The organism is Bradyrhizobium sp. AZCC 1678 (assembly GCF_036924765.1).
In the GTDB taxonomy this organism is placed as follows: domain Bacteria; phylum Pseudomonadota; class Alphaproteobacteria; order Rhizobiales; family Xanthobacteraceae; genus Bradyrhizobium; species Bradyrhizobium algeriense.
The window spans coordinates 1,424,264-1,445,163 of record NZ_JAZHSE010000001.1; the positions used below are offsets into that span (position 1 = coordinate 1,424,264).

Below are 20,900 nucleotides of genomic sequence, written 5' to 3' on the forward strand. Positions count from 1 at the left end.
GATTATGCTTTGCGATCAATCATATTATAAAATATCGTTTCTATAATCAATATCCCGCCCCTACCTTCGGTCATCGGTATCCCGGACCATGGAAGGGCTCACGATGTCACAACAACCAACCCCGAGATCGACAAACCGCGGCGATCGCTTGCGCAGGGCTCAATCGGTCTGCGGCGACGGAAAAGTCTGTCCGCCCGATCGCGCCACGACGCTGCTCGAGGCCGTCATCGAGCCCTTCGACCGCGTCGCGGTCGAAGGGGATAATCAGAAGCAGGCCGATTTTCTCGCTGCCGCACTCGCCAAGGCCGATCCTGCGCGGCTGCATGATCTTCACATGGTGCAGTCGGTGCTGGCCTTGCCCGATCACCTTGCGGTGTTTGAGCGCGGCATCGCCAACCGGCTCGACTTTGCCTTTGCCGGCCCGCAAAGCCGCAAGCTCGCCGAACTGGTCGCGACGGGTTCGCTGAAGATCGGCGCGATCCACACCTATCTCGAACTTTACGGGCGGATGCTGGTCGACCTGACGCCGCGCGTTGCGTTGATCGTGGCCGACAAGGCGGACCGCGACGGCAACCTCTACACCGGTCCGAATACCGAGGACACGCCTGTCATCACGGAGGCGACCGCCTTCCGCGGCGGGATCGTGGTGGCGCAGGTCAATGAGATCGTCGACCGCTTGCCGCGGGTCGACATTCCCGGCGATTGGGTCGACTTCGTCGTCCCGGGCCCAAAGCCTTACCTCATCGAGCCGCTGTTCACGCGTGATCCCGCAAAGGTTCGCGATGAGAACATCCTGATGGCGATGATGGCGATTGCCGCCGTCTATGAGCCCTACGAAGTACAGCGGCTCAATCACGGCATCGGCTACGCCACGGCGGCGATCGAATTGATCCTCCCGACTTTCGCAGCAGAGCGCGGATTAAAGGGGAAGGTCGCACGACACTTCGTGCTCAATCCGCACCCGACGCTGATCCCTGCGATCGAGGCCGGCTTCGTCGACAACGTCTATTGCTTCGGCTCCGAGCTCGGCATGGAGCGATACATATCGGCGCGTGCCGACGTGTTTCCGGTGGGGAGTGACGGCAATTTGCGCTCGAACCGCGCGCTGGCCCAGGTCGCCGGGCAATATGCCTGCGACCTCTTCATCGGCGGCACCCTGCAGATCGACGCTGAGGGTAACAGCTCCACCGCAACCAAGGACCGGATCACCGGTTTCGGCGGCGCGCCGAATATGGGCGCCGATGCGCGCGGCCGACGGCACGACAGTCCGGCCTGGTTGCGCGCGGGCAGGGAGGCCGGCGAAACCATCCGCGGGCGCAAGCTTGTCGTGCAGATGGTCCAGACCCGGCAGCCGAATGGCGCGCCGAGCTTTGTCGAACGGCTGGATGCGTTCGACCTGGCGGCGGCCGCAGGCTTCGCATTGCCGCCGGTGATGATCTACGGCGATGACGTCACCCATGTGATCACCGAAGAAGGCGTCGCAAATCTCCTGCTTTGCCGCTCAGTGGCGGAACGCGCGGCAGCGCTGCGCGCCATTGCCGGTGACACCGAATTCGGGCGCGCGCGTTCGGCTGACGTGACCGAGGATTTGCGCAGGCGCGGCATCGTGATGCGGCCGTCCGATCTCGGCATCGACGCCACGACGGCAACGCGCGATCTGCTCGCCGCGCAGACGCTCGGCGATCTCGTCGCCTGCTCCGGCGGTCTTTACGCGCCGCCGGCGAAATTCCTTCGGCCGTCAGTCGCAACGCCCGCAAGGGCCGACGTCCAGGCGAAGCCGGCGCTCCATTCCGCAGAAGGATAAACGTCATGAAGAACGCCCGAACCAGCCATTTTCGCGACGCACAGTCAGGGTCGTCCTGGCTGGAGCGGCTTCGGATTTCGCTCGGTCTGCGCGGCAGCGCCGACGCCGGATCGGCGCCCGATGCCATCGCGCCGCTCGATCAGGCGAAGCGGCTCGCGGCAGCCTTGCTGTCCGAACGCGGCGAAGCTTCCGGCGCGGTGGTCGCGCGCGAGCTGCACGACGTCCTACGCGGCCTCGACGCCGACGATCGTAGCCGCTTCCACCGCCATCTCGCCACCAACTTCCTGCCCGACGCGGCCGCGTTGCGGGCGGCCGCGCAAGCCTATCTTGCCGGCGCCACGGCCGAGAGCGCGGCGCGGTTGGCGCAAGCAGCCGATCCGCCGCGGCAGGAGCTGTTGCGGCGAATGAACATGGCAACCGGCGGCACCGGCGCGCTGGTCGCCATGCGCAAGGAGCTGACGGCGCATCTCCGCGACGAGCCGGCCCTGAAGTCGCTGGACGGCGATCTCAAGCATCTGTTTGCATCCTGGTTCAACCGCGGCTTTCTCGAACTGCGGCGGATCGACTGGCAGTCGTCGGCAGCACTGCTCGACAAGCTGATCGCCTATGAGGCGGTGCACGAGATTCAGGGCTGGGATGATCTGCGCCGACGCCTCGCGCCCGATCGGCGCTGCTTTGCCTTCTTTCATCCGGCACTGCCGGGCGAACCGCTGATCTTTGTTGAAGTCGCGCTGGTGCAGGGGCTCGCCGGAGCGGTGCAGCCGCTGCTGGTCCAGGACGGCGACGACGATGCCGCGCGGCAGCGGGCGCAGCGCGCGGACACGGCGATCTTTTATTCGATCTCGAACTGCCAGGAGGGCCTGCGCGGCGTTTCGTTCGGCAATTTCCTGATCAAGCAGGTGGTGGAGGAATTAAAGGCCGAGCTGCCGCATTTGACCCGCTTCTCCACCCTGTCGCCGGTGCCGGGCTTTCGACGCTGGCTGACGGGCACGCTGGCGGATGCGAGCGAGGCCGATGCTGCTTCATTGGCCGAACTCAAGATCGACGGGTGGTGGCGCGACGCGTCGCGGAGCGAGGCGCTGCGTCCCTGGCTGATGCACCATTGCGCGACCTATCTGACGCGCGAGGTCTCATCGAAGCCGCCGATCGATCCGGTGGCGCGCTTCCATCTCGGCAATGGCGCGCGGCTGGAGCGCATCAACTGGCTCGGCAATGCCGCGCCGCGCGGCATCGAGGAATCCTTCGGCATCATGGTCAATTACCTCTACGACCCCGGCACGATCGAGGCCAACCACGAGACCTTCGCCCATGACGGGACGGTGGTGCGGTCGCCTGACGTCGACGCGCTGATCATGGCCCGGCAACGCCGAGAAGCGTCCGCTCTCAACTAGCTGCCCAAGGCGGCAGCGCAGGCCGGGCCGTTCAGGTGGTGCGGAACCGCAATATGCCGTCGCTGACCTCGCAGGTCAGCCGGCCCTCGACCAGCATGTAATTGACATGCGCGACCAGTTCGCCTGCGGCAAAGCCCATCTGGTGCTCGTCGAGCACATGCTTGTGGAACACCACCGGCACGAGTTCCTTGGAAGTCTGCGGCACTTCCCGGCAGGCTTCGGCGATCAGGCGGCAGCGGTCCTCGTGATGGTCGGCGAGCTGCTTGATGCGGGTCTTCAGCCCGTAGAACGGCACGCCGTGACCGGGCAGCACCATGACGTCGTAGGGCAGCGTGGTGGTCAGGCTCGCCAGCGAGGCCAGATATTCGCCGAGCGAGTTCTGGTCGGGCTCGACCGCCCAGACGCTGACATTAGGCGAGATCTTGCTCAGCACCTGGTCGGCGGAGAGGAACAATTTGTCGGCGGCGCAATACAGCATCACCTGGTCGAGCGCGTGGCCGCCGCCGGTGATCACCTTGAAGCGGCGGGCGCCGATCACGACCTCGTCGCCATGCGAGATGCGGCGATAGGACGGCGGCAGCACCGAAACCCGCTTCAAATAATCCTGGCCGCGGCCGAGCAATCGGTCGGTCAGGCTTTCATCCATGCCGTGCCGGCGGAAGAACAGCCGCTGCGCGTTGCGGCGCTCCTCGGTGCCGCGGTTCTGGTGATAGACCGATTGCAGGTATTCGACCTGCGACATCTGCAGCGGGCAGTCGAAACGCTCCGTGATCCAGCCGGCAAGGCCGACGTGATCGGGATGCGAATGGGTGACGATCAGCCGCGTCACCTTCACATGCCGGAGCGGCCCCTCGAACAGGGTGGTCCAGGCCGCAATGGATTCCTCATTGCCGAATCCGGAATCGATCATCGCCCAGCCGTCGCCATCGGCCAGCAGATAGATGTTCACGTGATTGAGCCGGAACGGCAGCTTCAGGCGGACCCAAAGCACGCCGGGCACTACCTCGACGACCTGATCGTGGCCGGGGTGGTTTTCGAAGGGGTATCGCAGTGCCTCGGCCGAGGACTGCGCGATGTCGGTTTTCGAATGCATGCTACCGGCTTAGCGGCAGAGGCGTCGCCGCGCCAGCCGAAAAAAGCGGGTGGCCGTCATTCCGGGGCGCATCGAAGATGCGAACCTCAGGTGTGCAGCTGCACACCGGGAATCTCGAGATTCCGGGTTCTATGCTTCGCATAGCCCCGGAATGACGTTGTTTTTCTACGCTGCCCGGATGTTCGACAGGAACGCGTCGATTTCCTCACGCAGCACGTCGGCCTCGCGGCGCAGCGCGCCGGAGGCGGTCAGCACCTGGCCGGCCGCGGTTCCGGCCTGCGACGAGGCGCTGGAGACGCCGACGATGTTGGTGGAGACTTCGCTGGTGCCGCCGGCGGCGTGCTGGATGTTGCGCGCGATTTCGCGCGTCGCCGCACCCTGCTCCTCGACCGCGGCGGCGATCGCGGTGGTCACTTCGTTGATCTCGGCGATCGTGGTGCTGATGTTCCTGATCGCGGAGACTGCCGTCGTCGTCACCGTCTGCATGCTGACGATCTGCTGACGGATCTCGTCGGTGGCCTTCGCGGTCTGGTTGGCGAGGCTCTTCACCTCGGAAGCGACCACGGCGAAGCCGCGGCCGGCGTCGCCGGCGCGTGCCGCCTCGATGGTGGCGTTCAGCGCCAAGAGGTTGGTCTGCGAGGCGATGGTCTGGATCAGATCGACCACCACGCTGATCCGGGCGGCGTTGTCCGCAAGCCCCTGCATGGTGGCATCGGTCGCGCCGGCGTCGTCGACCGCCTTGCGGGCGATCTCCGCCGAGGTGATGACCTGGCGGCCGATTTCCTCGATCGAGGAGGACAATTCCTCGGTGCCCGACGACACGGTCTGCACGTTGGCCGAAGTCTGCTCGGCGGCGGTCGCCACCGCGGTCACCAGTGCGCTCGATTGATCAGCGGTCGCCGACATGCTTTGCGCGGTCGATTGCATCGAGCCAGCCGCGGACGACAGGCTGTCGAGCGCGGTGCGAACGGTGGATTCGAACTCGACGATGCGCGCTTCCATGCGGTTGGCGCGCTCGGCCTTGGCGATGCGATCCTTGTCCTGCTCGGCGGAGAGCGCGCGGGTCTGGATCATGCTCTCGCGGAACACCTGCAGCGAATCCACCATGGCGCCGATCTCGTCCTCCTGGTGGCTTTGATAGACCTCCGATTCGAGGTCGCCGCTGGACAGCAATTGCATCGAGCGCTGCAGGTTGCTGATCCGGCGCAGGATGTTGCGGCCGACATAGAGCCAGACGAACAGGATCGAACCGACCAGCGTCATGACGCCGAGGGCGAGCATGACCATGGTCCCGAACGAGATCTCCTGACGCGCCTGCCAGGCCGCGGCGTCGGTTTCCTTCTGCACGGCGTCGACCAGCTGCTGCACGCTGATGCCAAGGCCGACATTGAGCTTGCGGGTTTCCTCCAGAATGGTCTGGCCGAAATCGTCCGCATCCAGTTCCTGCTGGCGGACCTTGAAGACGCCCATCTTGCCGTCGGCAAGCGCCAGCAGGCTCAAGGTTGTGTTTTGAACGGACCGCATCGCCGTGGTTTTGGGCAGCGCTTCGAGATTCGACTTCACGCGCGCCTGCGCGGTGCGGAAGTCCCGGGCGGTGGCTTCGAGCACATCGCCGCTGGTGGTCGAAAGCGCGGCGATCATGTCGAACGCCATGAGATTGCCGCTGGCGGCGATATCGGCGAGCTGGTCGGCGGTTTTGTGTGCCCGGATGGCTTCGGCCTGCGAGAAGTTGGGGGCCGCGTAGATGCTGTAGAGCTCGGTCTGCGCGTCGATGGCTGCAGGGCCGGCCGCGGCCACGAAGCGCCGCTGGGCCTTGCGCACCGCGTCGTAGAGCTTTTCGTGCTGGGCGCCCAGTTCGAGCCGCGCGCGCGCGGCCGAGCCGAGGCTCTTGATCACCTCATCGATGTTCTTCATGTTCTCGGTGAGCGCCGCAACGACCGCCTTGTCGGCACCGAGTTCGACGATCTCGCCGAGCTTCTGCAGCGCGACTGCCTGGGTTTCCTTCATTTTCCTGGTGCGATCGTTCAGCGCCTCCTCGCTGCGCGCAGCCAGCAGCGCCGGCCCCTGGCTGGCGAGGCTCGCGCTCTGCGCGGATAGCTGCAGGCTGGCGGCGAGACGGGGGATATCCCGTCCGCTCAGATCGACCATGGTCCCGCCGAGCCGCCCGAGCATCAGGCCGGCGCCGGCGGAGATGACGATCGCCATGCCGGCGATGACGGCGAAGGCGGCAAACAGACTGCCCCTGACGCCGAAGCGAAAACCCTTGAGCCGTGATTTGGATCGTGCCGACATTTTCCCGCTGTCCCGTCTACGCTACCTTGAGGTGTTTCCTCGCGCGGCAGTATCACGGTACCCGGTTAACAAGTTTGGAACCGGAAGGGGCTTTCGCCGCATTTTTGACAGCAGATTGCTCGTTTTGATGGATTTGTTCCGTGAACCGGAAAACGGTGGCCAAAAACAAAAAGGCCGGCGTGAAAGCCGGCCTTCCGCAATTCGCAGTTGAATGCGTTCAGTAGCGTGCAACCACCGGGCTTGCGAAGTTGAAGCGATAATTAACGCCGAGCTTCAGCGTGTGGTCGTCGGTGTGGAAGCTTCCGAACGGCGCCAGCGCGGCGGGGGTCACGAAGCGGGTGCTGCCGAAGTCGTAATACATGTACTCGCCTTTGACCGACCAGTTCGGGGCGACCATGTACTCGAGGCCGGTGCCGACGGTCCAGCCGTTGCTGTGGTTGCCATTGAGCAGGAAGGCGGTCGGAACGCCGCCCAGCGTCACCCTCTCATTGTTGTCGGAATAGGCGTAACCGCCTTTGACATAGACCAGGCCCGGACCCCAAGTGTAGCCGATGCGGGCCGTGATCGAGCCGAGGCCGCGCTGATCGTTGGTATAGACGTAGCCGCCGGGGAAGGTGGCGGTAAGATTGCTCTTGCCGAGCCAGGAATACTGGCCCTCGGTGCCGAGCACCCAGTTCTGCGCGAACTGCCAATCCAGGCCGGCCTGAATGCCGCCGAGCACGCGGGCGCTGGAATCGCTCAGAACGGCGCCGTTGAAGTCGTTGCTGCCGCTGAAGGCGCCGCCAACATGGCCGCCGATGTAGAAGCCGGTCCAGTTGTAGAGCGGCGCCGCATAGACCGGTGCCTTGTTGTAGTAGGGGCGCGCGCCGAGATCGGCGCCAGTGGCGGGCGCGGCGGCGGTGAGGGCTGCGAAGGCCACGAGGGCTGCGAGGATCTTCTTCATTATGTTGGTCTCCGAAAACCGTTCGGCGACACCCTCGTGCGGGGCGCCTTCCATGCCCACGCACATAGACGGCATTTGACTAAAATGCTGTCACTTGGAAGCGACAGCGGATACGAACCCAACCCATTGGCAGACAAACGTTTTTTGTACTTAATGAAGGCCTAATCAAAGGTTAGGAAAGGCTTAATTTTCAGGCCCGTTCGGGCCTCCCGGCAAGCTTTGCTTAACCAATGCGGCGTCGCACGTCGCCGCGCATCTGTTCGCGGAAGGCCTGCCGGCGGGCGGGGCGGTCCTTCACCGGGACGTCGTGGCGGTCGAACACGTTGAACATTTCGAGGATCGGATAGTGGTCGCTGGCCATCGCCAGGATGCGCAGCAGCTCCGCCACAGGCCCGGTCGGCCCGGTGACCTCCCATCGGCGGATGGTGTCGGCGCCATCGGCAGCCGGCAGCCCGCAGAGTTTGGCCATGTCGGCCACCGACAGCGGCTGGCCGATGGCCTCACCAAGATGCTGGCGAAGTTTCTTCAATTCCGCTCCGGTCACGGCTTCTCCGTCTCAAATCGACATCTGTGAAGTACGTCACATACGGCTTCCAGGGTCGGGGCTATACGCAATGCATAAGGTTTCCTGATGAGGAGGCAACCATGCGCCAGTTACTCGAGAGCCTTACCCCCGAGGCCCGCCAAATCTACTGGAAATGGGTCGGCGGCATGTTCGCACTTTATGTCGTGCTGCTGTTCGCCGCGGCAGGTGTATTCATGGGTCACGAATCATCGCGCAAGCTGGCGCAGCAACCGGTCACGACTGTGGCCATCGACGGCAAGTCGCGCTCCATCGGCGAGATCGCGGCGCCGCTGCGGCAAGCCGCGCGGTATTGAAGTATTCAGACGCCGATCGCATTCCGCGCCACCACGTCGCGATAGAAGGCGACGCTCAGTTTCGGCGTCCGGCGCTGCGTCTCGAAGTCGACGTGGTAAAGCCCGAAGCGCTGCTTATAGCCGAAGATCCATTCGAAATTATCCATCAGGCTCCAGAGGAAATAGCCGCGGACCGGCACGCCCTCCGACGTCGCGCGCTGCAACTGCCTGAGATAGTTGCGCAGGTACATGATGCGATCGAGGTCGTAGACCTGGCCGTCGGCGCGCAGCTTGTCCTCCGACGAGGTGCCGTTCTCGCTGATGTAGATCGTCTCGATGTTCCAGACCTTCGCCGCCAGCCGCGGCGCCCAGTAGATCGTCTCCGGTCCGACGCGCAGCCATTCCGAATCCATATGCGGGAACGAGGCCGGGAACGGCAGCACGTGCCAGCCCGGCGCCTTGTCGGAAGCGGCGATGTAGAACTGCGGCGCGTAGATGTTGAGGCCGACGAAATCATTGGGTGAGGAAATGATCTTGAGTTCTTCGGCGGTAAATTTCGGCGCATTGTTGCCCGCGAACTGAAGAAATCCGTCGGTGTATCTGCCCTCCAGGATGACGCCGAGGAGGCCTGAGTTCAATTCGCGCGTCGCCGTCTCGGCGGCGCGAACGTTCTCCGGCGTGTCGAATGCCGGCACGCAAGCCGCGATGTTTTCGGCCGGACCCACTCTGGTGCCCGCGCGCCCGTGCGCGCGGATCGCCTGCACGGCGAGGCCGTGCGCCAGCGCCACATGGTGACGGACCTGGTTGACGTCTGCGTCCGGCAGTTTGAGGCCGGGGGCATCGATGCCCCATCCATAGCCGAAATTCACGAACCTTCCGGCTTCGTTGATCGTGAAGATCGACCTGACGCGATCAGTGATACGCGCTGCCACGTGGGCGGCATAATCGCCGAATGCCTTTGACGTTTCGCTGGATCGCCAGCCGCCCACTTTGTCCTCGAGCGCTTGCGGCAGATCCCAGTGATACAGCGTCGCGTATGGCTCGATGCCCTGCTTCAGTAACTCGTCGATGAGGCGGTCGTAGAAGTCGAGGCCCTTGGGGTTCGGCTTGCCCGTTCCGTCCGGAAACACCCGCGGCCACGCGATCGAAAACCGGTAGGCCTTTGCGCCGAGCTCGCGGATCAGGCCGACGTCTTCCTTGTAGCGGTGGTAGTGATCGTTGGCGAAATCGCCCGTGGTACCGTCCCCGATCTTGCCGGGAGTATGCGCGAACGTGTCCCAGATCGAGCGGCCGCGGCCGTCTTCGCTCACGGCGCCCTCGATCTGGTAGGCCGAGGTGGCGGTGCCCCACAAGAAGTCTTTTGGAAAACTCGCAGGCCCCGGCCGCTCGGGTGCCGCTTGCGCGGCGACGTCGGCCGGCGCCGCGGCGATGCCGAGCGCAGACAAGCCTGCAAGCTTTGCAAAATGCCGACGCGAGAATTTTCCGAACATCGTCATCTCCGGTCAGCGTTCGTCGATTTGATAGGCGGATATCCGGTCGATCTCGAATGCGACAATATTGGGAGATTCGCCATCGACGAATCCCACGCCCTCGAGAGTCTTCGTGCCCATCGCAAGGTTCACGATCATGTACATGGGGTCGTGGAAGCCGACCGGGACCTTGATCTCGGAGACCGGCTGGCGGTCGATGAAATAGGTGATGCGATCCGGCTGCCACAGCACGCCGTAGTCGTGGAACGCGGTCGGAGCGTCCGGCACAATGAAGTCAAACCCGCAGCGTTCCACGCGCTGCGTCTCCGGTATTCGCCAATGCGTCGTCATCACGATGTCACCGGGCCGTTGCCCGCGGCCCTCCATGATATCGACTTCCGGCGGCCAGCCACCGTCATCGGCGAGCATCCAGAACGCCGGCCACACGCCGACGCCGACCGGTATCTTGGCGCGCATTTCGAAGTAGCCGAACTTCTGGGAAAACCGGCTCTGCGTCGTCAGGATGCCCGAGATATATTCATTGTCGAACAGCACGGTCTTGAGCGAAGGCGGGGTGCGGCTGGCTGTGATCGAGAGAATGCCGTCTTTGACATTGAACGGATCGAGGCCGAGCGGCGTGGTTTCCCGCCCGCCATAACGCGGATCGACATAGATCTGCTGTTCGCCGTTGTAGGTGCTCTTGCGCCTGAAATCAGAGCCCTCGCCGCCCCAATAGCGCGCTTCCGGCCAGGCAGCGCCGCCGGCGTAGTACGGCGCCCATCTGGCGTCCAGCAGCGGATGCGCGTCGAAATCGTCGTGGAAGGTCCGGTGCAGCGATACCGATGCGAACGATGCGGGGTTCGGCGCCTCGACGCGGCGGCATTTTTCGCCGAGGATGTCGGTTGCGACCTGCAGCGTGAGTTTGACTGTCGCGCCGGCGAGATCGACCTGTGCGAACGCCGGGCCGGCGAACAGGCAGCCGATCGAAACCAAAGGGTACAGCACCGGGGCGTACAGCGCCAATCTCTCTGTTCCCGGCTCGCTTCGGCACGACAGGCGATCATTCACGGACGTTGCCCTCGGTCTGACGATCCTTCGGAACACGACCGACGTACTCACCTGTTTGAGGTACGTAGTTATACGTGGTGGCTGCTTAACGGCAAGGTAGCCAAGTTTGATGTTGATTAAAATGCTTGAGATGCGATGGCGCCGAGTGCGGAACTCGGTCGTCCGAACCAATAGTAAAAGAGTTCATTTTCTTTTCAATGCTTCAATTTTAAAGGGTAGATACCTCAATAGCACCGGGTACGGAAGTTTTTGGATGCTCGTCTATTTTGTCACAGACGAACCGACGAAGTTACCGGCGATTCGCGCGATGCTCGAACCGCAACACGCCGTGGTTCCCTGGGTGCTGGGCGGCGACGGCACCGGGATCAGGTCGCATGGCGTGCTGATGGTCGACATCGACCTGCGGCAGATGACGCGCGTCGATCAGCTCAGGTTCATTTTGCAAAACCTCGCCCGCATTCCCGAGAAGCTGTTCGTCGTTCACAATCTCTCCCGCTCGATGGTTGCGCAGGCCTATGCCCTCGGCGCGACCGCGATCATTTCACGCCCCAAGGAAGCCATTCTCAAGGTCACGCAGATCGAGGCGGCGGAAGCCGCCGAGGAAGATAAGGCTGCGGATCCGACATTGCAGATGGACGAAGGCGTGGCAGCCTTCGCCTCGATGTTTTCGGATGTGCGCCGTGGCAGGCCGCTGAAGCTTGTCGATGCGAAGCGTGCGACGTCGAAGATCATCGCCCGTGTCGGGCAGGATGGACTCTCGACATGGCTCGACGAGGTGCGGCGCTATCACGAGGGTACGTTTCAGCACTGCCTGCTGGTGACCGGTGTTGCGGTCGCCTTTGGCCTGGATGTCGGATTCTCCGGCGGCGACGTCTCGCGGCTCGGAATCGCTGCGACCCTCCACGACATCGGGAAGGCGCGCATCCCGCTGTCGATCCTGGACAAGCCGGGCCGCCTCGACCCCGAGGAGGAGGAGATCATCCGGCGTCATCCCGTGATCGGACATGATCTGCTAAAGGGCGTAGCGGGCATCAGTCCGGAAATTCTGGATGGCGTGAGGCATCATCACGAATATCTGGATGGCTCAGGCTATCCGGATGGACTGGCGGGCTCGCAGATTTCCGATCTGGTCAGGTTGCTGACGATCTCGGATATCTTCGCAGCACTTGTCGAGTCCAGGCCATACCGGCCGCCAATGGCCCGGCAGGATGCCTACCAGATCCTCTGCGGCATGGAGGGCAAGCTGGAGGGCGCGCTGGTCAGGGCGTTCCGGAAAGTGGCGCTGGCGGGGTGAACGGCACCTGCCGACGCTCCATGCGGAGGTGATCGCGAACTCGGGCAGGTTTCCCAACTGAGGCGGGCCATTTCATTGGAAGGGGACGGCGCTGCCAGACAGGGTTGAGGGGCAACCCTTCCGCTGAAATCGTTGAGTTTTTTCGCTTCGCGGCGCCGCATTAAGGGGTCGCCTTACCTTTACTGGCGCGGCGCGTTAGGGTACTCAGCAAGTGTCGTATCCAAGAACGCCGTTCAAAGCCGGCACGATGAAAGTGGAGTTGGTGTCGGCGCAACGCAGAAGACATTCCTGCCAAAGACATTCCAGCAAAGCTGCGTCGTCTGAGGGAGGAAGTTTCTCGTGATGGGAGTTCCGGCGAGCGCCGGTAATCGTCTTCTCAACGCGTTGCCGCCGGCAGACCTCGCGCTGCTCGCCCCTCATCTTCAGAAGGTGTCGCTCGAACAGAACGCCGTGGTGATACGAGCGGGAGATCGACGCGACCATGTTTACTTTCCCCATAGCGGTGCCATCTCCTTCATGCTCGGCCTTCCGAACGGAGAAACGATCGCAACTGCGGTAATCGGGCGCGAGGGAGCGATCGGCGCATTATCGGTGCTGGGGCCCTCTTTCATGTCGTCGGTGACCGCGGTCGTGCGGGTGGGCGGCACCGCATCGCAAATCTCCGTGTCGCGGTTTCATGCAGCCTACATGAAGAGCGGCGCCATCAGACATGTGGTCGAGGCGCACACGAGGTCGATACTCATGCAGTTCCAGCACGTCTCAGCCTGCAACGGACTGCACTCGGTCGAGGCCCGCATGGCCCACTGGCTGCTTCACCTGCACGATCGAACCGAGGACAACAACATCCTACCATTAACGCAAGAGACGCTTTCGCAGTTGCTCGGGGTCCGACGAACGACCGTGACGCAGGTGATTGCCAAACTCCGCGCCTTAGGTGCCATCAGATCCGCTCGACGGGGCTTGGTCGAAATCGACAGGGCGCGGCTCGAGGAAGCAACCTGTGAATGCTACGACATCATACGCGGTGCAACAGATCGGATCGTCCCGCATGAAGTCGTGGGGGCGCATCCGCATTTTGCGTCGGCCGACAAACTCCACCGTGCATGATGGTTTTCAACCTTACATAAGCTCCTGCAGACGGCCACGACGACGCTCAAGAAATCGCAACGTTTTCGAGGGAAGCGAATGACCACCGCAAACCCGACGCGCCGAGGCCTTGTGGCTGATGGTCAAGAGGAAAAACTGGTGCTGCCAGACAGGATTGAACTGTCGACCTCTCCATTACCAATGGAGTGCTCTACCACTGAGCTACGGCAGCATGCCCGGTATCGGGAATCGACCCAAATGGCCGCCCACTAGGCGGCCGGTTCTTGCCACAAGGGCCCCTCTGGCGCAAGCGCGCGGGCGGGCCGGAAAGGGCTCAAAATCGTCAAAAACCGGCGCTGAGGATAGCGACATCAGGCAATTCGACAAGTTTGGGCCTTACTCTGGTTCCCGATCTCGTCCGGACTGCGGGTCGCGCAGGCCGTCGAATATTTGTGGCGTAAGCCGCCTGGTCTCCAACTCGCTCCAATTTCTCGTGATGCCCGGTCCAATCCCGGGCATGCTGTCCTCTCATGAGTCCACGCCCTACCAGGTCTTGCGTTTTCGGATGACGTAAGGCCCATTCCTACTTTGCATGGGGTTGTTTTCGCAATTTTGAGTCCGGTGCAGCGATGCACCTACCACCGCATTCCGGGGAATTCGAGGGCATCGATCAGCTCGATCCGGCCTCGGTGAAAGAGCTGTTCGGCCGAATCGCCCGATGTGCCGGGCGCATGATTGCGGTATGGATGGTCGAACCCCGCCATCTTCCGGCGACGGCCTCCGCTGACGTCGTTTCGATCAAGGCGTGTTCGACGGACTGACGATGAAGGACAATCAAGACAGGGCTGCGGGAAAAAGCGACTCGGGTGTGAAGGATTCACGACGGGACCGGCTGAAGCTGGCGTTGCGCGAAAATCTCAAGCGGCGAAAGTCGCAGGCCCGCGGGCGCAGCGATGGCGGTGCATCTTCCGAAAACGCCGACGACTCCCTAGATGACGCCAGCGGAGAAAAGCCTTAGCCAGCAGCGCAGAGGGAAAATCCTGATCGCTCGCCGCGTTGCATGGCTCGTCTCTGCACGGTTCTGTTTCTTTTTTAGGCGGCGATAATGAGTGCAGACATCACGGCCGGTCCGGCGACCGGCGCCAATTCTTTCGCGTTTCCACGTCACGAGCAGACATTCCCGACACTGACGCCGCTTGAAATCGAGCGGATGCGCCGGTTTGGGGAATTGCGAGCCTACAAGGACGGCGAAGCCCTGTTTGAGACCGGCAAGGTAGGCCCCGGCATGTTCGTGGTGCTGTCTGGCACGGTCGCGATCACCCAGCGCGATGGCCTCGGCCATGTCACCCCGGTCATCGACCAGGGGGTGGGGCAGTTTCTGGCCGAGATCGGCCAGCTCTCCGGGCGCGTCGCGCTGGTCGACGGCCATGCCGAGGGCGACGTCGAAACGCTGCTGATTCCACCGGATCAATTGCGCGCGCTTCTGGTCGCGGAAGCCGAACTCGGCGAGCGCATCATGCGCGCGCTGATCCTGCGCCGGGTCAGCCTGATCCAGGGCGGCGTCGGCGGTCCTGTGCTGATCGGACCGAGCTCGCTCGGCGACACGGCGCGGCTGCAGAATTTCCTGGTGCGCAACGGCCAGCCGCACCACGTGCTCGATCCCGCAACCGACAAGGACGCCGCCGACCTCATCGCGCGCTATTTGCCCTCGCGCGCCGATCTGCCGCTGGTGGTATGCCCCGACGGCACCGTGCTGCGCAATCCGTCCGAGACGTCGCTGGCGCTGGCGGTGGGGATGATCACCAACCAGGCGCATGAGAAGCTCTACGACGTGGCCGTCGTCGGCAGCGGTCCCGCTGGTCTGGCCACCGCGGTCTATGCCGCGTCCGAAGGATTGTCGGTCGCGGTGTTCGATGCGCGGGCGTTCGGCGGCCAGGCCGGCGCCAGCGCGCGCATTGAAAACTATCTGGGATTTCCGACCGGCATTTCCGGGCAGGCGCTCACCGGCCGCGCCTACACCCAGGCGCAAAAATTCGGCGCGGACATGCTGATTCCGGTTTGTGTCAGGTCGCTGGATTGTTCGCAGCGCGACGGCGTGTTTGCGCTGGCGACCGAATGCGGGCAGTCGTTGCGCGCCAAATCCATCGTGGTGGCGAGCGGGGCGCGTTACCGGCGGCCCGAGATCGAGAATCTCGATAAATTCGAAGGCCGCGGCGTCTGGTACTGGGCCTCGCCGATCGAGGCCAAGCTGTGCGTGGGCCAGGACGTCGTATTGGTCGGCGGCGGCAATTCCGCAGGCCAGGCCGCAGTGTTTCTGTCCGGCCACGCGCGCAAGGTCCATATGATCATCCGCGGCGGCGGGCTGGGGGCCAGCATGTCGCGCTATCTGATCGAGCGCATCGAGGCGGCCCCCAATATCGAACTGATCTTCAACGCCGAGGTGGTTGCGGTCGAGGGCAGCGAGGATGGCTCGCTCGAACGCGTGCGCTGGAAGAGCCGCCTGGCGCCCGAACAGCACCATTTCGATGTCCGCAGCCTGTTTCTGTTCGTCGGCGCCGACCCGGCGACCCATTGGCTGAACGGCTGCGGCGTAACGCTCGACCGCGCGGGTTTTGTGGTGACGGGGGCGCAGTCCGAGCAGAATCTCGGCCGCCCGGTGCCGACGCTGGAAACGTCGGTGCCCGGCGTGTTCGCGGTCGGTGACGTGCGCGCCGGCTCGGTCAAACGCGTCGGCGGCGCGATCGGCGAGGGCGCGCAGGTGGTGGCCGCGCTGCACGGCTATCTCGCCGACGCCGTGAAACCGTCGCTATGATGCGGCGTATGGGCGGGCCCCAATATCTAGAGACGCGCGAGGTGTGAAGCGGTGACGAAAAAGGGCTGCAGCCATATCGCCGGCATTCAAACGGTGACCCCGAGCGCGCTCGGTTGCGAGGAGTGCCTGAAAAGCGGAAGCGAGTGGCTGCATCTGCGGATCTGCCGCACCTGCGGCCATGTCGGCTGCTGCGACGATTCGCCGAACAAGCACGCCACCGCGCATTTCCACGCCACCGGCCATCCCGTGATCGAAGGCTACGATCCGCCGGAAGGCTGGGGTTGGTGCTATGTCGACGAAGTACTGTTCGACCTGTCACACCGAAAAACTCCACACAACGGACCGATACCGCGCTACTACTGATTCCTCTTTCAACGAAGAATGAGGAATCTCACATGCAATGCGTACCGAGAACGCTGCGCGCCATCGCGTCGAGCATCTGGATGGCATTATCGGTCGCATTGATCCCTTCGAGCGGTTCGTTCGCAGAGTCGCCTCAGAGCAAATTTGCCGACGTCAACGGTGCCAAGCTGCACTATCTGGTGGCCGGCAAGGGCGATCCCGTCGTGCTGCTGCATGGCTTTGCCCAAACCAGCCGGTCCGTTCCTGATCGAGCAAGGCAAGATGGTCGCGACCAATGTCGAGGGCGTGCTGGTGAAGGGTCGGGGACATTGGCTGATGGAGGAGGTGCCTGACCAGGTGATTCCCAAGCTGGTCGAATTTCTCGATCGCTAAAATTCGACCGACGCTTTTGCCGTCATTTGTGACGGCAGTGCAAATATTTCGTGCATCATACAACTTTCGTTGATGTGTCTTCATTCACGCACATGCCTGCATTGCCGGCGCCGCACGCGATGCGTGTGGAAATTTCGTGTGCTGCGTCGTAACCTTTAGAAGGTTTCCAACGGAGGGGGCGCATCATGATTTTGGGTATGAGTGTGGCGACGTTTGTTCTCGTGCATGTCGTCATCAGTTTGATCGCAATCGTCGCGGGCCTGATCGTGATGTTCGGAATGCTCGGCTCGAAGCGGATGCCGGGCCTGACGGCGATCTTCCTTTTGTTCACGATTCTGACCAGCGCCACCGGCTTTCTGATTCCACCTCTGCTCTCCGAAAAGCTGTTGCCGTCGCACATGATCGGCATTCTGTCGCTGGTGCTGCTGGCGATCGCCTGCATTGCGCTATACGCCATGAAGCTGGCCGGGCCGTGGCGCTGGATCTATGCGCTGACCGCGCTGCTGTCGCTGTATTTCAACGTGTTCGTGCTTGTCATCCAGAGCTTCCTCAAGATACCCGCGCTGACGGCGCTGGCGCCGGGCAACCCGCCCGCGGGGCCGATATTCGCGGTGGCCCAGGGCATCGCACTGGTGTTTTTCGCTGTCATGATCATCGGCGTGTGGCGGCGCTTCCGCCCCGCGTGATCGAACTTCGCGCAATCTCGCATGCCGTCCGATCAACACCAGTTTGCCGGACGGTGTGCCGTTGACTGCAACCAAGCAAGAGGAGAATTCCCATGCCCACCATCACCACCAAAGACGGCGTCGAGATCTTCTACAAGGATTGGGGCAAGGGCCAACCCATCGTCTTCAGCCATGGCTGGCCGCTGTCGGCCGATGACTGGGACACGCAGATGATCTTCTTCGTCAACAACGGCTTCCGCGTCATCGCGCATGACCGGCGCGGCCATGGCCGGTCCAGCCAGGTGGCCGACGGCCACGACATGGATCATTATGCGGATGATCTCGCGGCCGTGACGGCGCATCTCGACCTGAAGAGCGCCGTTCATGTCGGTCATTCCACCGGCGGCGGCGAGGTGGTGCACTATATCGCCCGCCACGGCGAGAGCCGGGTGGCGAAGGCGGCGATCCTCTCCGCCGTGCCGCCGCTGATGGTGCAGACCCCGGCCAATCCCGGCGGCTTGCCCAAATCGGTGTTCGACGACCTGCAGGCGCAGCTTGCCGCCAACCGCTCGGAATTCTATCGCGCGCTGCCGTCGGGTCCGTTCTATGGCTACAACCGGCCGGGCGCCAAATCCTCGGAAGCGATCATTCAGAACTGGTGGCGCCAGGGCATGATGGGCGGCGCCAAGGCGCATTACGACGGGATCGTTGCCTTCTCGCAGACCGACTTCACCGAAGACCTCAAGAAGATCACCGTGCCGGTGCTGGTGATGCATGGCGACGACGACCAGATCGTTCCTTACGAGGACTCCGCGCCATTGTCGGCAAAGCTTCTGAAGAACGGCACGCTGAAGACCTACAAGGGCTTTCCGCACGGCATGCCGACCACCGAAGCGGCCACCATCAACGCCGATCTGTTAGCGTTCATCAAGGGATGAGCGGAGCTCACCCTGACATGAAGGCGATTTTGTTTGGCGCCACCGGCATGGTCGGGCAGGGCGTGCTCCGCGAATGCCTGATCGATGCCGGCGTCGAGCGCGTGCTCGCGGTCGGGCGTAGCCCGACCCGGGTGCAGCACGCCAAGCTGCATGAAGTCCTGCACGACAATTTCACGGATTTCTCCGCGATCGAATCGCAGCTTTCGGGATACGACGCCTGCTTCTTCTGCCTCGGCGTCTCCTCGATCGGCATGGATCCGGAGCGCTACCGGCATCCAGCCGCTGCACGGCGTAAGGTCGAAGACTGGCTGGGTGAACGCGATCTATGTCGTGACCGCGCCGCTGTTGTCGTATCTCGCCCGCACCGCGCCGCAATACATGACCACCAGCGAGCGGCTCGGCCGCGTCATGATCAAGGTCGCGCGCGATGGCTATCCGAAGCCGATACTTGAGAGCAAAGATATCAACGCGATTTAGTCCGCTGTCATCCGGGGCAGCCCGCAGGGCTGAGCTTTGATGTGCATTTGCATATCAAAGCTCGCGCTTCGCGCGCCCTGGAACCGACTGTGTTGAGTCTTGACCCCATCAAATCGCCGCAAATGTCACGGCTTCTGCCCTGGGGGCGCAGACTCCATAAAATTGCGCATCGCAAGGGGGGTCGCATGGACCGCATCCGTATCGTCGGCGGCAGCAAGCTCAACGGCACCATTGCCATCTCGGGCGCGAAAAATGCCGCGCTTCCCCTGATGATCGCAGCGCTCCTGACGGAGGAAACACTTATCCTCGACAATGTGCCGCGGCTCGCCGACGTCGCGCAGTTGCAGCGCATCCTCGGCAACCACGGCGTCGACATCATGTCCGCCGGCAAGCGGCCCGGCGACCACCAATATCAGGGCCAGACCCTGCACATCTCGGCAGCCAACATCATCGACACCACGGCGCCTTACGACCTGGTGTCGCGGATGCGCGCCAGCTTCTGGGTGATCGCGCCGCTTTTGGCGCGGATGCGCGAGGCAAAAGTCTCGCTGCCGGGCGGCTGCGCCATCGGCACGCGGCCGGTTGACCTTCTGATTATGGCGCTCGAAAAACTCGGCGCCGAGCTCACCATCGACGGCGGCTACGTGGTCGCGAAGGCGCCCGGCGGCCTGCGCGGCGCGGGAATCGATTTCCCCAAGGTGACGGTGAGCGGCACCCATGTAGCCCTGATGGCGGCGACGCTTGCGAAGGGCACGACCATCATTACCCACGCGGCTTGCGAACCTGAAATCGCAGATGTCGCCGATTGCCTGAACAAGATGGGCGCGCGCATCACCGGCGCCGGCACGCCGCGGATCGTGGTCGAGGGCGTCGAGAAGCTGCACGGCGCGCGGCACACCGTATTGCCTGACCGGATCGAGGCCGGAACCTATGCGATGGCCGTCGCCATGACCGGCGGCGACGTGCAGCTTTCCGGCGCCCGTCCCGAGCTGCTGCAGTCGGCGCTCGACGTGCTGACGGAGGCGGGTGCCCTCATCACCGTCAACAATGACGGTATCCGGGTTGCCCGAAACGGCGCCGGGATCCGGCCGGTGACGGTGTCGACCGCGCCGTTCCCGGGTTTCCCGACCGACCTGCAGGCGCAATTGATGGCGCTGATGACCTGCGCCGGCGGTTCCTCGCGGATCACCGAGACGATTTTCGAGAACCGTTTCATGCATGTCCAGGAACTGGCGCGGTTCGGCGCGCGTATATCACTGGATGGCGAAACCGCGACCATCGACGGCACCGCAAAACTGCGCGGCGCGCCTGTCATGGCGACCGATTTGCGGGCGTCTGTGTCGCTGGTCATCGCGGGGCTTGCCGCCGAGGGTGAAACCATGGTCAACCGGATCTATCATCTGGACCGCGGCTTCGAACGGCTTGAGGAAAAGCTCTCGGCCTGCGGCGCGTCGATCCAGCGCATCAGCGAATAAATATCGAGGATTTTATGCCGGGGCCCGACCCGCTCAAACTGATAGCGCTCGATGCCGATGATCTCGCCGTCATATCGGCCCATGTGCAGGACGCCCGCGTCCAGGCGTCCGACATCGTCTGGCGGCAGGACGAAAAGCGGCTGGTGGTCGGCATCGACCGGCTGGACTGGGAGCAGACGCTGTCAGGCGGAACCGAGCCGCGCCGTTCGATCGCGGCGCTGCGTTTCGACCGTGTTCTGGCCTGCAAGTCGCGCAACATCGATCTGGCGCAGCCGAGAGCGGTGCTGGAACTGGTCGGGATCGAATTCCACCCCGGCGAAGCTCCCGGCGGCAGCGCGCTTCTCCTGTTCAGCCACGGCGAGGCGCTGCGGCTGGACGTCGAATGCCTGGAGTGCGAGCTGACCGACCTCGGCACCGACGACCTCGGCACCAGCGACCTCGCCATGGCCCCCCTGGGGCCGGAGGGGTGAGGGGCTGCCGCTCTATCGTCGTCCCCGCGA

Annotated in this window: 19 protein-coding genes, 1 tRNA gene and 2 pseudogenes; 15 read left to right on the forward strand and 7 right to left on the reverse strand. The window is 63.3% G+C overall.

Annotation, left to right across the window (positions count from 1 at the left end; translation table 11 throughout):
• Positions 1-103: 103 nt before the first annotated feature.
• Complete coding sequence (gene mdcA / locus V1294_RS06740; protein ID WP_334495949.1) at positions 104-1,804, forward strand: malonate decarboxylase subunit alpha; 1,701 nt, start codon at positions 104-106, stop codon at positions 1,802-1,804.
• A gap of 5 nt (positions 1,805-1,809) precedes the next feature.
• Positions 1,810-3,195: a malonyl-CoA decarboxylase gene (locus V1294_RS06745; protein ID WP_334495951.1), complete on the forward strand. Its 1,386-nt coding sequence runs from the start codon at positions 1,810-1,812 to the stop codon at positions 3,193-3,195.
• A 31-nt stretch (positions 3,196-3,226) separates the two neighbouring features.
• Here the strand turns inward: V1294_RS06745 and V1294_RS06750 are convergent, their stop codons facing one another.
• The 4 genes from V1294_RS06750 to V1294_RS06765 form a co-directional block, all read right to left on the reverse strand.
• Complete coding sequence (locus V1294_RS06750) at positions 3,227-4,288, reverse strand: MBL fold metallo-hydrolase (RefSeq protein WP_334489405.1); 1,062 nt, start codon at positions 4,286-4,288, stop codon at positions 3,227-3,229.
• A 165-nt stretch (positions 4,289-4,453) separates the two neighbouring features.
• The gene (locus V1294_RS06755; protein WP_334495953.1) at positions 4,454-6,580 is read right to left on the reverse strand and encodes a methyl-accepting chemotaxis protein; all 2,127 of its coding nucleotides are present in this window, start codon (positions 6,578-6,580) and stop codon (positions 4,454-4,456) included.
• Between the two features lie 217 nt (positions 6,581-6,797).
• A complete protein-coding gene (locus V1294_RS06760) occupies positions 6,798-7,523 on the reverse strand; it encodes an outer membrane protein (RefSeq protein WP_334489411.1) in 726 nt (241 codons plus the stop codon).
• 223 nt (positions 7,524-7,746) lie between these two features.
• Positions 7,747-8,067, reverse strand: a complete 321-nt coding sequence (locus V1294_RS06765) for a helix-turn-helix domain-containing protein (RefSeq protein WP_108514432.1) — start codon at positions 8,065-8,067, stop codon at positions 7,747-7,749.
• A 101-nt stretch (positions 8,068-8,168) separates the two neighbouring features.
• Here V1294_RS06765 and V1294_RS06770 point away from each other — a divergent pair, with 101 nt between their 5' ends.
• A complete protein-coding gene (locus V1294_RS06770; RefSeq protein ID WP_334489415.1) occupies positions 8,169-8,402 on the forward strand; it encodes a hypothetical protein in 234 nt (77 codons plus the stop codon).
• A gap of 5 nt (positions 8,403-8,407) precedes the next feature.
• On the opposite strand, the gene V1294_RS06775 is transcribed toward V1294_RS06770, so the two are convergent.
• Complete coding sequence (locus V1294_RS06775; RefSeq protein WP_334495955.1) at positions 8,408-9,871, reverse strand: GH1 family beta-glucosidase; 1,464 nt, start codon at positions 9,869-9,871, stop codon at positions 8,408-8,410.
• 12 nt (positions 9,872-9,883) lie between these two features.
• Positions 9,884-10,867 carry a glycoside hydrolase family 16 protein gene (locus V1294_RS06780; RefSeq protein ID WP_442895432.1) on the reverse strand — a complete coding sequence of 328 codons (984 nt, stop codon included), beginning with the start codon at positions 10,865-10,867 and terminating at the stop codon, positions 9,884-9,886.
• Between the two features lie 304 nt (positions 10,868-11,171).
• Between V1294_RS06780 and V1294_RS06785 the strand changes: the two genes are divergently transcribed.
• A complete protein-coding gene (locus V1294_RS06785; protein WP_334495957.1) occupies positions 11,172-12,212 on the forward strand; it encodes an HD-GYP domain-containing protein in 1,041 nt (346 codons plus the stop codon).
• A gap of 342 nt (positions 12,213-12,554) precedes the next feature.
• Positions 12,555-13,319, forward strand: a complete 765-nt coding sequence (locus V1294_RS06790; protein WP_334504540.1) for a Crp/Fnr family transcriptional regulator — start codon at positions 12,555-12,557, stop codon at positions 13,317-13,319.
• A 136-nt stretch (positions 13,320-13,455) separates the two neighbouring features.
• Here the strand turns inward: V1294_RS06790 and V1294_RS06795 are convergent.
• A tRNA-Thr gene (locus tag V1294_RS06795) sits at positions 13,456-13,530 on the reverse strand.
• Between the two features lie 412 nt (positions 13,531-13,942).
• On the opposite strand from V1294_RS06795, the pseudogene V1294_RS37905 reads away from it, so the two are divergent.
• The 10 genes and pseudogenes from V1294_RS37905 to V1294_RS06840 form a co-directional block, all read left to right on the forward strand.
• Positions 13,943-14,029: pseudogene (locus tag V1294_RS37905) on the forward strand (TIGR01459 family HAD-type hydrolase); the annotation flags it as partial.
• 74 nt (positions 14,030-14,103) lie between these two features.
• Complete coding sequence (locus tag V1294_RS06800) at positions 14,104-14,316, forward strand: hypothetical protein (protein WP_442895323.1); 213 nt, start codon at positions 14,104-14,106, stop codon at positions 14,314-14,316.
• 87 nt (positions 14,317-14,403) lie between these two features.
• On the forward strand, positions 14,404-16,110 hold the full coding sequence (locus tag V1294_RS06805; protein WP_334495959.1) for an FAD-dependent oxidoreductase: 1,707 nt from the start codon (positions 14,404-14,406) through the stop codon (positions 16,108-16,110).
• Between the two features lie 51 nt (positions 16,111-16,161).
• The gene (locus tag V1294_RS06810) at positions 16,162-16,473 is read left to right on the forward strand and encodes a UBP-type zinc finger domain-containing protein (protein WP_334495961.1); all 312 of its coding nucleotides are present in this window, start codon (positions 16,162-16,164) and stop codon (positions 16,471-16,473) included.
• A gap of 213 nt (positions 16,474-16,686) precedes the next feature.
• The gene (locus tag V1294_RS06815; RefSeq protein WP_334495963.1) at positions 16,687-16,845 is read left to right on the forward strand and encodes an alpha/beta fold hydrolase; all 159 of its coding nucleotides are present in this window, start codon (positions 16,687-16,689) and stop codon (positions 16,843-16,845) included.
• Positions 16,846-17,030: 185 nt separating this feature from the next.
• Positions 17,031-17,531, forward strand: a complete 501-nt coding sequence (locus V1294_RS06820) for a hypothetical protein (protein WP_334495965.1) — start codon at positions 17,031-17,033, stop codon at positions 17,529-17,531.
• 92 nt (positions 17,532-17,623) lie between these two features.
• A complete protein-coding gene (locus V1294_RS06825) occupies positions 17,624-18,448 on the forward strand; it encodes an alpha/beta fold hydrolase (RefSeq protein WP_334495967.1) in 825 nt (274 codons plus the stop codon).
• A gap of 17 nt (positions 18,449-18,465) precedes the next feature.
• Positions 18,466-18,925: pseudogene (locus V1294_RS06830) on the forward strand (NAD(P)H-binding protein).
• Positions 18,926-19,110: 185 nt separating this feature from the next.
• Positions 19,111-20,400 carry a UDP-N-acetylglucosamine 1-carboxyvinyltransferase gene (murA, locus tag V1294_RS06835; RefSeq protein ID WP_334489435.1) on the forward strand — a complete coding sequence of 430 codons (1,290 nt, stop codon included), beginning with the start codon at positions 19,111-19,113 and terminating at the stop codon, positions 20,398-20,400.
• 14 nt (positions 20,401-20,414) lie between these two features.
• Positions 20,415-20,870 carry a DUF2948 family protein gene (locus V1294_RS06840; protein ID WP_334489437.1) on the forward strand — a complete coding sequence of 152 codons (456 nt, stop codon included), beginning with the start codon at positions 20,415-20,417 and terminating at the stop codon, positions 20,868-20,870.
• Positions 20,871-20,900: the final 30 nt, after the last annotated feature.